This window comes from Thiorhodovibrio winogradskyi (assembly GCF_036208045.1).
Lineage (GTDB): Bacteria > Pseudomonadota > Gammaproteobacteria > Chromatiales > Chromatiaceae > Thiorhodovibrio > Thiorhodovibrio winogradskyi.
Genome location: NZ_CP121472.1, coordinates 5,298,801 through 5,311,048, shown reverse-complemented (window position 1 = coordinate 5,311,048; position 12,248 = coordinate 5,298,801). Strand labels below are relative to the sequence as shown.

The window sequence follows — 12,248 nt, the reverse complement described above, 5'->3', positions numbered from 1 at the left end:
GGTCAGTCGAACTGCCGCAGCACCCCGGCCCAGTAGGCGAGGCTGTCTCGATCAGCCGCGGTCAGAGGCTCGAAGCGGGCAATGCGCGCGGCCTGCTGCAAGACGGCCTGTCCGGCTGTGTCAAGATGCATGCTGGCTAACACCTCGACCACCGCGGCACGCTTGTCACTGGGATATGCCTGGTCGAATGACAGCAGCCAGCGCAGCAGCGGGCGGGTGCGGTGAATAATGCGCAATTGCTTGCGGAGGCTGTCCGGTACCCGCTCCCAGTCGCCGTCGTTAAACGCTCCGGCATCGGCGCGGCCGCGCTGCACCCAATAGGCCTGGTTGAGTTCAGAGCCGGCGAAACGGAAGCGAACAGGCGCGGATAATGCCGCTGATTCAGCCATGATGGAGGCGGTCCCGGCCGCCTGCTCCGCGGCCTCATCCGCCGGCATCAGGGACAGACCCTCAGCGCGCAGCGCGGCGCGGGGGACGAAATAGGCCGAGGTGGATCGCGGGGACTCAAACGCCAGTGTTTTGCCGGCCAGGTCGTGCAAGCTGGCAATGGGGCTGTCCTGGGCGACGAAAAAGACGGAATGATACTCGCGTTGGCCCTTGCGCCAGGCAACCAAGGCAGGGCGCAGCCGGTTGCCGCGCTTAATGATGGCCAGGGTTGGCATCACGCCTTCGAGCAGGGCATCGACCTCGCCCGCGGCGACCCGCTCTTGCATGCTGTCAAGGTCCGCGGCGATGACCAACTCGGCCCCGTCCAGTCCATGCGCCAACAGCCGCCCGTCTAAGTAGCGGTGCATCTCGCCATATAGCTCAAGCGCATGATCGGGCCGGTCGAGACGCTCGTTGACGATGCCGAGGCGAAACCGGGGCTGGGGCAGATCGCCCTGCGCGAGTGCGGGTAAGGATACAAGACTTGCAAGCAGCAGGGCGCGGACCGACTGCCACAGGAGACAAGCGGCGAATACTCGGCGCCCTTGAGAGCGGGTACCCATGAAAAGCGGTTGGGAATGCAGCACGGAGATTTGTCATCCAAGCACGGCGTCAGGTCCGTAACCCTGGGGTTCTGTTCGCAACGCCAAAACTGGGCAAGATACAGGTGAATGATTAACAGGATTTTACGGCTGCGGGCACCGCTGAGATCGCTTCCGGTAAAGGGCGCGGGCTTGTTTGCGAGCTTGGTCTTAACGGGCGGGGGAAGCCGCCTGAAGGAGGGAATCCGGCGCGGCGGGTGTGCCGCGCCGGGCTGCGGACGTCTTATCCGCTCAGCTGAAGATGTCGTGAACGATGTTGTTATACCAGCTATGGGCGTACTGGACTTCTCGCGCCAGTGCCCAATCGGGTGCATCCATGGGAGTCAGGCCGCCAGAGCCCTCAACACTGGCGATGGTGGCACCATCCTCGCTTAGACGATAGACGGCGGCAACCGAGATGCCATAGTCCTTGCCGACGATGGAATAGCAGGTGTTTACATAGGCAGGAATGCCGGGTTCCTCGTCATTGAGCATGGCAATGATGGCGGCGGCCGTGACCTTGGCCTGGCTGTTGGCTGAGTAGCCGGACTTGGGCATGGCGGTTGCAATGGCGGCGTCGCCGATGACATGAATGCCTTTATGAATGCTGGATTCAAAGGTTTTTTTATCCACCGGGCACCAGCCGCTGTCGTTGGCTAGTCCGGCATCCTGGGCGATCTTTCCGGCCTGCTGCGGCGGAATCAGGTTGATGACATCCGCTTTGACCTCATCGCCAAAGCTGGTCTCGACTGTCATCTCATCAGCCTTGACGCCAACCACGGCGGATTCCGGGCCAGGCTGCCATTCGATCAACGCGTTCTCGGTGCCAAAGCCATACAGGCGCTCCCAGCCCTGGGTGAACAGGCCCTGCTTGGAGAACGCTTGCTTGGAGTCAAGGATCATGACCTTGGACTTGGGCTTGGCGTTTTGCAGATACATGGCGATCTGGCTGGCACGCTCATAAGGCCCGGGCGGGCAGCGGAAGGGATCGGCCGGGGCGGAGATGAGCACGGTGCCGCCGTCGTCCATGGCCTGGAGCTGGTCACGCAGGATTTTGGTCTGCTCGCCGGCTTTCCAGGCATGGGGGATTTTCTTCGCGACCTCGTCGCTGTAGCCCTCGATCTTCTCGTAGAGCATGGACACGCCAGGCGCTACAATGCAGCGGTCGTAGGGGAATTCATCGCCGCCGGCGGTCGTGACCAGTTTCTTGTCGGCGTCGATGCCAGTGGCGGTGTCATGCACCACGGTTACGCCGTGGCCCTTGAGTCCCTCGTAACCCTGCTTGATGCTGTCGAGGTCGCGCTCGCCTCCCAAAACCTCGTTGCTCATGTAGCAGGTGAAGTAGGTTTTGTTCGGCTCGATTAGGGTGACATCAATGCTCGGGTCGCCGAGCTTTAGGTATTTGGCCGCGGTGGCGCCGCCAGTGCCACCACCGACCACGACCACCTTTTTGGTCTCGGCGCGGGCGATCTGGGGGAAGACCAGAGTACCGGCAAAGGTGCTGGCAGCCGCCAGGGCTCCGGTGGTTGTGACAAAGTCGCGTCGGTTCATCGTCATCTGAATACTCCTCCGAAATCCTTATTGTTGGCTGGCATAGTAGGCCCAAAGAGCGGCCAGGCTGTCATCGCCATTGGTTTCGAGCATCTCCTCAAGCTTGCTTTTCATTTTCTTGGGGATCTCGCGACGTTCCTCGTCGAAGTCGGTCATGGCGTATTTGAGGTAAGGCGTCCACTGACCGGCGAGGATGTAATAGTCCTCTTCCTCGGGAACCGCCTTGCCGCCTTCAATGTGGCACTTCTCACAGTAGCGCTCGTGCAGATCGGCGCCGAGTTCGACCAAGTCTTGATTGAAGTCTTGCTTGGCGGGCACGAATTCCTGCTGGTGGAAATACTCGGCCATTTTCTCGAGTTCTTCGTCATTGTAGCCGCGCGCGATGCGTCCCATGACGGTCGAGTAGGTTTCATCATCGCGGAAATACTGCATGGTCTCGACAAAGACGATGGGGTCCATGGCGGCGATGCTGGGGGTGGCGGGGCCCTGACTGTTGCCATGGGTGCCATGGCAACCGGCGCAGGTGTCGGCGAGCATGGTGCCGCTGGCGGTCTCGGCGGCGTCCTCGGCCAGGGCAGCAGTGCCCGAGCCGAGACCGAGAGCCAAGGCAACGCCGATCAGGGCGCGGGTTGGGGGTTGCTGGGTCATGATTCCTCCTCCTATTTCCGGACTATTTTTCGTGATAGGTCGATACGACCGACCTGGGTTTGGGGGAGACCTTGCTCCCTGGTGCTGAGTGTGACGGGCCCGAGACTGCGCCCCAGGGGTATCAGGCTGCAAGCCAAAATGTAAAAAATAGGTCACCCGGAGCCTGGAATTTGCTGGCAATATAGCTTTTCCTTTTAATAAGCAAGGTAATTGGCGTAAACCAAGCTCCGGGGTAGCGTCTCTCTGGTCAACCCGCGGAGGCGAACCGCTGTGCCTAGGGCGAATCATGATGCAGGGCAAAACTGCGCCTAAGATCACAACCTGGTGATATAAAAACCTAGTGAGTTCATGGTCTAAGGCGTTGTGTTCAGTACCCGAGCGACGTCATCATGCTCGCCGTCACTGGCCAACTCAAGCGCCGTGTGCCCCTCGGCATCCCTGGCTTGGGGATCGGCTCCATGCTCAAGCAGGAGGCGGACCAAGCTGGTGTCGCCCTCCTTAGCGGCCACCATCAGCGGCGTCACGCCATCGATGTCGGCGACGTTGGGATTGGCCCCGGCCGCTAGCAGCCGGCGTGCGATGGGCTCGAAGCCGTCGGTGACAGCCCAGGACAGCGCTGTCATGCCAAGCTCGTCACGGGCGTTGACATCGGCGCCGGCCATGAGTAGCAAGTCCAGGACGGCTTCGTGGCCATTGTCAGCGGCCATGATCAGCGGCGTGTCCCCTTCCTTGTCGCGGCTCTGGATGTCCGCGCCGGCCTGCAACAGGAGTTGCGCGGTCGCCAGGTGACCGGCAGCAACGGCGTTCATCAAGGCGGTGCGTCCGTCCCTGTCAGTTGCGCGCGGATCAGCGCCGCGGAAAAGCAGTTGTCGCACCATCTCGGCAATGCCGTGACGGCTTGCGATCATGAGTGCATCCCAGCCAGCGCGGGTGCGGTCGTGAATATGGGCGCCGCGCTCGATCAGCAACGCCGAAATGCCGATGTGGCCATTCTCGGCGGCAAAGGTGAGCGCGGTGCACCCAGCGACCGTGCGCTCATTGATATCAGCACCACGGCTGATCAGGAGAGCAACAGTGTCCATGCTGTCGCTTTCGACGGCCATCATGAGTGCGGACTTGCCGAATTGATTGGCGGCATTCACATCGGCCCCCTGGTCAATGAGAGCGGCGATGGTCTCGGTGTCGCCGATCATGGCCGAGAGGCGCAGCTCGCGATCAAGGTCTGTTTCCGTGGCGCCGCTCGTCCCTGCCGTGGTCGCGAGCAGCAGCAGGGCGGCCAGGGCGCCGCCGCCGAGAGTGGCCAGTCGAGATGGATTTTGGGATAAAGCATCAGGTCGGGGCTTAGCCATCGTCTTTCACCCTTGGCTCACGTGGCATCTCGTGGACCACACCTTGATGGCACTCAATGCAGGTTTGACCCTTGTCCTCGGCACGAGCATGACGGCTGCGCGCCGAGCGGCCTTGTTCGGATAAATCCATATTTTTGAACTCATGACAGGTACGGCATTCGCGCGAATCACTGCGTTCCATCTTCTTCCATACCCGAGAGGCCATGGCCCAACGATGTTCCTCGAATTTTTCCGGCGTATCAATGGTGCCCATGATTTCATGGTACACATCCTTGGCGGCAATCACCTTGGTTGCGATCTTGGGAAGAAAGGCCTTGGGGACGTGGCAGTCGGCGCAGGTTGCCTGCACGCCTGAGGGATTCTTGAAATGCAGGCTGTCTTGATATTCCAGATAATTGGTCTCCATCGTATGGCAGGAGACGCAGAACTCCATCTCGTTGGTGGCGCTCAGGCTGGCGTTGAAGAGTCCGGCAAAGCCGATGCCAGCGACGAAGATAAAGACAATCAAGAGAATGAGACGGCGGGACTTGCCCTTGGCGTCAGCCATGCGAAACCTCGCTTACATCAGATGTCGTGGAAGGCGCTTACATTTGGTTAAAGGAAACCGGTTCTTGTCCTGGCGCGCGATTGGCGATCCCGAATGTCGTGCCCCAACTCTGGTGGCGCGGGATGGCCGAAAAAGCGCGTCAGTTAGGCAGGCGTCACATGTCCGCGGTGCTAGTGCTGAGCATCGCGTCGATCAAAACGCATCCAAACAATCAAGAGCCTCAAGGCGATGGTGGTCGATCACCCGTTTGAGCCGTTTGTCCGGCTTCGTGATTATGAATTGTCAATGACAGATGCTAATGGATTCGTGCGCGCTTGCCAAGGACTGGCTGCGGGGCGCGACAAAACCCATCATGCCCGACGGAGGGGGGCCCGATTTCGCAGGGCGAGCGCGCCGCCGGGTAGTAAAGTTGTGCGAACCCGCTTGACCCTTTGGGCGATGACTGAAAATCCGCTCAGACCAACTGATGACGGTTTTTCATGTAGAGGTACACCAGATTGGAGACGGATCTCATGGCGTTGCTGCGCGCCGTGATCCAGCTAGTGTAGGACTCGGTGCGGTTGTCGCGCTCGATGATGCCAATGAAAGTATAGGGCCGTGGGCGTCCACGACTATCCTGACACTCGATAATGCCCATATTTCCGCACAGACGCGCGGTGGAACCGGTTTTGTCGTATACGCGTACATTGGCGGGGATGCTGCTGACGCGACGGGTGATGCGATCATGATTCGGCAGGCCCATGATCTCGCGGAGCTCTTGGGCTTGCGGCAGGCGACTATGCCAGAGCGCGAACAGGAAGCGGCTGTAATCGTGCGCGGAGGCCAGGTTGCGATAGGTGCGCCCGCCGGCAGGGATGTATTCCACGATGCTAGTCTCGCGGAAGACGCCTGGCGCGTGCTTTTTCAGCACGGCCTCGACATCCCCCGGCCCTCGGTTGCCATTGGCACGGCTGACCATTTGCATCAGCTCGTTGGTCGCGGTATTACTGCTGTGCCGGATGCTCCTCTCCATGATGTCACGCACTGAGCTTGTGTATTGCAGCCCGGAACCGCGTCGTTCCGTGGTGTAGAAAAATGCCTGGGCCACGAAGGGCTTGATCATGCTCGCGGCCTGACGGGGAATGTCCTCGTTGATGGCGACCAGTTTTTGCCGGCTGGAAAAGTCGTAGATCGACCAGGAGGTGCGCTCATTCGAGGAGATACGCCCCTCGGCACGCATGCGCTTGACCAGGGCGGATACTTGCGCTTGCAGGGAGTTTGGCGCGGCGGCGATCACTTCTGGCAGGCCGCCGAGCAATAGACCACCGGTGGCGAGCGTCAGCTGTTCCAGGAACGCGCGTCGTGACAGATGCGGGTTAGTCCCCATGCCTTGGGATTGGTCGATGGGCGTGGTTTCATTCGTGGGGGTCGCGATGGACGACGGGAGAAGAAGCTTGTACATGGCATGCTCCGCTCGCGGGCGTGGCGGCAAAACAACGGACTAATGCTGTCAAGCTTAATCAAAAAAGACCAAAAAGCAAGGTGATCCTGAAAAATATTTTGCTTATTAGTCAGTCTGTTTCGATAACTTCTTAATCTTACAGTTAAGTGTTGCGTCGCGGCGCCCCGAGCTGGGGCGCCAACGATCTCAAGAAAACGCGTCGCTATCGAGCGCCATCGGCACTGGTCGGCCGCCGGAGCTACTACCGAGCTCGACTAGCATCTGGGCATCGGCTGGCAGCACGTCGACCTCGGCGCGCGAGGCGATCAGCTGGTCGATTTCCATCACATCCAGCACGGCGGCCAGCACCTCCGGATCTTTTTGGCGTAGGTCGTTCAGCGCCGCGCCGACCACGGCCGGGCGGGTGGCGGCGGCTTCCGCCATTTTCTGCGACACCTTATAGGCCGTCTGGCTCTTGATCAGACCGACGCGGTTCTCGCCGTCTTGTTTCATGGCGCTGGTGACCTGCACCAGCCGCTTGACGACTTTCTCCGTGATATTGTCCACCATTTGCCGGTCGGTGAAGGCGACCTTGCGGATATAGACCGAGCCGAGCTTATAGCCCCATTTCTCCGACAGCGGGGAAACGGTCGCGCGCACCTTGCGACTGAGCTGGTGGCGATCCTCGAGCATTTTGTCCATTTCCAGATTGGACAGGGTCGAGATGGTCGAGCTGGCCACATTGGCCTGCAGCGAACCCTCTGGGTTGGCGTTGACGAAGAGATAGGACACCGGATTGCTAACCTGCATCTCGTACCAGATGCCGACACCCATGGGGGTGCCTTCCTCGGAGTTCACCATCTGATCGCGCAGGTAAAATTGCTTGAGCGCGGTGCTGACCAGATAGCGCTTGCCAAAGAAGGGTAGCAACAGGGCCTTGAGTCCAAAGTGGCTGACAGGAAACCGCAGCCCGGCATCGTCCAGGGTGCCGATGACCTTGCCGAACAGGGTGAAGACCTGCGCCTCGCGCTCCCGCACCACGGCATAAAGTCCCAGGGAGCGGGACAGACCGAGCACTAGTGGAATAAAGGCCAGGCCGAAGAAAAACGCGATGGCCGCGCCGAAACCTTGATCGATGAACATGACAGTATCCTCCTTCAGCGATTCGGAGCGGTGACTTGCACAATGCGCCGTGCCTGTTTCAGCAACGGAATGCGCATGTTACGCAGATAGGCGCGCAGCGACTCGGGGCCACCGGCGGATTTGATGTTGATCAGGGTTTCGCCAAGCTCGCGCAGCGGTGCCACCTCGGCCTGGGCGTTGTTGCTGGCGATTTCCACCGCACGCTTGCTCATGGTGATTTGTTGTTCGGCATCGGCGCGCGCGGTGCTGATATCCGCCGCCACCTGGTTGCGAGTGGAGTTAATGGCCGAGAGGGCGCGATCAACTTCCGTCGGCGGATCGATCTGGGTGATCAGGGCGGCATCAAGCTCAATGCCATAGCGGGTGCCGGTGGAGCGACATTGTTGTTCCATGTAGTCGTTCAGCAGGGGCAGATTTTTGCGCAAATCGTTAATGGAGACCCCTTCGGATAGGTCCACCGCCGGACCGCTACCCTCCTCGCCTTGCATTTCTCCATCGCCGACCAGGCTTTGACCCTTGGGGTCGACAAAATTGGCGATGCGCTCACGCAGCACCGAGACGAAATAGCCCATGACATGCTCAAGGGGGCTGTCGATGCCAAACAAATAGGCATAGAGATTGTTCTCGGAAGCGCGGAAGCGAATTTGCCCATTCACGCCCGTGGTTAGGTTGTCCTTGGTGACCGCTTCGATGGTGGACTGGCGCTTGGTGGGATCCCAGGTCACATCCAAGGCTTGAGTGGCCACATCGACTTTGTGCACCTCCTGCCAGGGCCATTTGAAGTAGGGGCCACCGGGGCCGATGGTGCGCAGCACGGGAAATTGATAGCGCTGGCGTTCTTCGTCGTTCAGGCTGTCATCGGTGACCAGGCTGTCGCCGATGCGTTGAGCACGGCCAAAGGATGTCAAAACCGCGCGTTCGTTAGGCTTGACGGTATAGAGTGCCCCGGCAAAAACACGGAACCCCATGTAGACGAGCAACCCAAGAATGAAGGCGGTAACGGCCATAGGCGGGATCTCCAAATAGATGGAAGGCAGGTGGCTGCCAGGTGGATGGCGCGAGCAGCCGCTCGAGGATCGAGCAGGCTGTTCCAAGCATAGCCGTTAGAAAGTCGCTGGCAAGCGCCATGGTGGGTGATCGCAAGTCCGCTGGTCAGGAACTTGGCGCTGTTCAGGCAAATGCGGGGCCGGGGCTGGGTTGTTCAACCGAGCAAGGGTAGGACAACAATGGCCAGCGAAATGAATACCGAGCGGGCTTTAGGCCGAGCGTAACTCAAATCGCGGAAAAGGCACTGCCTCCGGGACGGCAAGATGCGCGGGCAGGCGTGCCTGCAGCTTGGCATCGAGCAGGGAATGCGAGAGGCATTGTTGCAGGGCATAACGTGAGACGCCGGCAGCAGAGAGTGCTTCCATCAGCCGCTCAAGATAGGCGGGGGAGTCGAGCCCTGGCATGGGGGTAGTGCGGACTTCCAGTGCGACGCCGGACGCCAGTGCCAGGGCGAGGCTTTCCCAGGCTTTCTCCCCCGAACCAGGTACACCTGTGACGAGTGGGTAATCGGCGGGAAGCGCCTTGATGTCCAGCCCCACCCAATCGACCAGGGGGAGCACTTGGGCCAAGCGTTGCGGGTAAGGTCCGCCGGTGTGCAGCCCGATCTTGAAGCCGAGCTCGCGTACCTCGGCGATGGCGGTGGGCAGGGTGGACTGGGCGGTGGGCTCGCCGCCGCTGAAAACGACCGCATCAAGCAGGCCGCGACGCCGGACAAGGAACTCCCGCGCCTCGGACCAGTCAAGCGCCGGCTCGTCCGTGGCGTTCAGCAGATGGGCGTTGTGGCAGTAAGGGCAGCGCCAAGGGCAGCCCTGGCAAAAGAGGGCGGCTGCGAGTTCGCCAGGATAATCGCTGGTGGTCATGGGGGTTAGACCACCAAGGCGCAGGAGCGGAGCGACTGCCAAATGAGAAGCCATGCCCTCGGGCTCAACCAGCGGCCGCAGTACCGGGCTCGGTGCAAATGCCGGGGTGGTGTCAGCGGCTTGAACAGCGAGGCTCATGGCGGCTCCGGGTGCAGCGGTAAACCCACTGGTGAATGGGGCAATAAACTGGGGTGCGTATAGAAACGACCGCAGTGTGCAGGCAGAACCTTAGGCAGCCTGAAGTTGGCGAATTTGCTTGACTGAACGCTCAGATGCGCGTGGAGCCGTGCATTCGTCGCGGCGGTGCGTGTGACCTTGAGCCTGACCGAGGGGCTGTTCGCTGAACATCAGCCGGTCGCGATGCTCCGCTTGCTTGCCGGCATTGAAGGCCGAAACCGGACGATGGTAGCCCATCACTCGGGTCCAAACTTCGCAGGGGGTGCGTTCTTCGTCGCGGATTTCGATGGAGCCGTCAGTCAGCATGGGTGTCTCCGGAAGGCTGGATAAAGGTTAAGGTAAATTGATTCGCCTGGTGGTGGGCGATGTCTTGAAAATCTTGCTTGGACTTCTTGCTAGGAAATCAGGCTATTGGTTCGCGGCCAGTGCAGGATTTCCACCGGTCATGGCCAGCTCCGCGACCTGCGCCTCGGCGCGTTTGCGGGCGATCAGCTCCTGATCGCACTGGGGGCAAAATTTGTGCTCGCCGGCAATGTAGCCGTGATGCGGGCAAATGGAGAAGACCGGCGTTACCGTGATGTAAGGGAGTCGGAAGTTCTCAAGGGCTCGGCGTACCAGGCGCTTGCAGGCCTCGGTCGAGCTGATCTTCTCGCTCATATACAGGTGCAGCACGGTGCCGCCGGTGTATTTTGACTGGAGCGCCTCCTGCAGGGCCAAGGCCTCGAAAGGGTCATCGGTGAAGCCGGCCGGAAGCTGGGATGAATTGGTGTAGTAGGGCGTTTCCGCGCTGCCAGCCTGGAGGATGTCCGGATAGCGTTTCTTGTCCTCGCGCGCGAAGCGATAGGTGGTGCCCTCCGCCGGGGTTGCCTCCAGGTTATACATGTGGCCGGTTTCTTCTTGGAAAGCCACCATGCGCTCGCGCACATGATCAAGAAACCGGCTGGCGAAAGCGCGACCCCATTCACTGCTGACATCCTCGGCATCATGGGTGAAATTGCGGATCATCTCGTTGATGCCATTGACGCCAATGGTGGAGAAATGATTACGCAGGGTGCCAAGATAGCGCTTGGTATAAGGAAACAGCCCGGCATCGAGATGGCGCTGAATCACCTTACGCTTCAGTTCCAGGCTCTTGCGCGCCAGATTGAGCAGCCGGTCAAGCGCGGCGAACAGCTCTTTCTCGCGTCCCCGGTTCAGGTAGCCCAGGCGCGCGCAGTTGATGGTCACCACACCCAGGGAGCCGGTTTGCTCGGCGGAGCCGAACAGCCCGTTGCCGCGCTTGAGGAGTTCGCGCAGGTCGAGCTGCAGCCGGCAGCACATGGAGCGCACCATGTTGGGCGTCAGCTCCGAGTTGATGAAGTTTTGAAAATAAGGCAGACCGTACTTGGCCGTCATCTCAAACAGTCGCTTGGCATTCTCGCTGTCCCAGAGAAAGTCCGGCGTGATGTTGTAGGTCGGGATGGGGAAGGTGAAAATCCGCCCCTTGGCGTCGCCTGCGGTCATGACCTCGATATAAGCGCGGTTGATCATGTCCATTTCGTCTTGCAGTTCACCATAGGTGAAAGACTGCTCGACGCCGCCGATCAAGGGTACTTGCTCGCGCAGATCCTCGGGGCAGACCCAGTCGAAGGTCAGGTTGGTAAAGGGCGTTTGGGTGCCCCAGCGCGAGGGAACATTGAGGTTGTAAATCAGCTCTTGGATGTACTGGCGCACATGGGTGTAGTCGAGCTGGTCCACCCGCACGAAGGGCGCCAGATAGGTATCGAAGCTCGAGAAAGCCTGGGCGCCGGCCCATTCGTTCTGCAGGGTGCCGAGAAAATTCACGATCTGCCCGATGGCGGAGGACAGATGCTTGGGCGCGCCGGCCTCGACCCGGCCGGGCACGCCGTTCAAGCCCTCGTTGAGCAGGGTGCGCAGCGACCAGCCGGCACAGTAGCCGGAGAGCATGTCCAGATCATGAATGTGATAATCGCCCTCGCGATGGGCCTGGCCGATCTCGGGCGAGTAGACATGACTGAGCCAGTAATTGGCGATCATCTTGCCCGAGGTGTTGAGAATCAGCCCGCCTAGGGAGTAGCCCTGATTGGCATTGGCCGAGACGCGCCAGTCGGAGCGGTCGAGATATTCATTGATGGAGCCGGCGACATCCACCAGGGTGCGCTGGTCGTGGCGCAGCTTGCGGTGTTGCTCGCGATAGACGATATAAGAGCGCGCGGTCTCGAAATGATTGGCGCTGATCAGTGTTTGCTCGACGACATCCTGAATATCCTCGATATCCGGGATGCGCCCGTCATCGAAGCGATGAGCCAGTACCTTGACCACCTGGGCGGTCAGCAAGCCGGCCTCGAGCTCGTCGAATTCCCCACTGGCGCGCCCAGCGCTCAGGATGGCTGCTTCGATGCGCGCGGCGGCAAAAGGCACTTCCTCCCCATCGCGCTTACGCACGCGCCGCGGCAGGCTGGCGATGCTGGATGGGGAGTGGGCCATGGTGGAGTTTTC

General features: G+C 60.3%; 10 protein-coding genes and 1 pseudogene. All 11 read right to left on the bottom strand.

Annotated elements, in window-relative coordinates; genetic code table 11:
- Window positions 1–2 precede the first annotated feature (2 nt).
- A complete protein-coding gene (locus Thiowin_RS24325) occupies window positions 3–1,013 on the bottom strand; it encodes a phosphate/phosphite/phosphonate ABC transporter substrate-binding protein (protein WP_328985559.1) in 1,011 nt (336 codons plus the stop codon).
- Between the two features lie 246 nt (window positions 1,014–1,259).
- Complete coding sequence (locus Thiowin_RS24320) at window positions 1,260–2,564, bottom strand: FCSD flavin-binding domain-containing protein (RefSeq protein ID WP_328985558.1); 1,305 nt, start codon at window positions 2,562–2,564, stop codon at window positions 1,260–1,262.
- Between the two features lie 21 nt (window positions 2,565–2,585).
- The gene (locus tag Thiowin_RS24315; protein ID WP_328985557.1) at window positions 2,586–3,206 is read right to left on the bottom strand and encodes a c-type cytochrome; all 621 of its coding nucleotides are present in this window, start codon (window positions 3,204–3,206) and stop codon (window positions 2,586–2,588) included.
- A 353-nt stretch (window positions 3,207–3,559) separates the two neighbouring features.
- Window positions 3,560–4,555: an ankyrin repeat domain-containing protein gene (locus Thiowin_RS24310; RefSeq protein ID WP_328985556.1), complete on the bottom strand. Its 996-nt coding sequence runs from the start codon at window positions 4,553–4,555 to the stop codon at window positions 3,560–3,562.
- Window positions 4,548–5,102, bottom strand: coding sequence for a NapC/NirT family cytochrome c (locus Thiowin_RS24305; protein WP_328985555.1), 555 nt, complete (start codon window positions 5,100–5,102; stop codon window positions 4,548–4,550). Before Thiowin_RS24305 ends, Thiowin_RS24310 begins: the two co-directional genes overlap by 8 nt.
- A gap of 454 nt (window positions 5,103–5,556) precedes the next feature.
- On the bottom strand, window positions 5,557–6,543 hold the full coding sequence (locus Thiowin_RS24300; protein WP_328985554.1) for a serine hydrolase: 987 nt from the start codon (window positions 6,541–6,543) through the stop codon (window positions 5,557–5,559).
- Between the two features lie 186 nt (window positions 6,544–6,729).
- Window positions 6,730–7,665 (bottom strand): SPFH domain-containing protein, encoded by a 936-nt coding sequence (locus tag Thiowin_RS24295; protein WP_328985553.1) that lies wholly within the window; start codon window positions 7,663–7,665, stop codon window positions 6,730–6,732.
- Window positions 7,666–7,679: 14 nt separating this feature from the next.
- Window positions 7,680–8,672, bottom strand: coding sequence for an SPFH domain-containing protein (locus Thiowin_RS24290; RefSeq protein ID WP_328985552.1), 993 nt, complete (start codon window positions 8,670–8,672; stop codon window positions 7,680–7,682).
- Between the two features lie 249 nt (window positions 8,673–8,921).
- Window positions 8,922–9,710, bottom strand: coding sequence for an anaerobic ribonucleoside-triphosphate reductase activating protein (locus tag Thiowin_RS24285; RefSeq protein WP_328985551.1), 789 nt, complete (start codon window positions 9,708–9,710; stop codon window positions 8,922–8,924).
- 186 nt (window positions 9,711–9,896) lie between these two features.
- Window positions 9,897–10,055: pseudogene (gene nrdD / locus Thiowin_RS24280) on the bottom strand (anaerobic ribonucleoside-triphosphate reductase); the annotation flags it as partial.
- A 102-nt stretch (window positions 10,056–10,157) separates the two neighbouring features.
- Window positions 10,158–12,236, bottom strand: coding sequence for a ribonucleoside triphosphate reductase (locus tag Thiowin_RS24275; RefSeq protein WP_328985550.1), 2,079 nt, complete (start codon window positions 12,234–12,236; stop codon window positions 10,158–10,160).
- Window positions 12,237–12,248 lie beyond the last annotated feature (12 nt).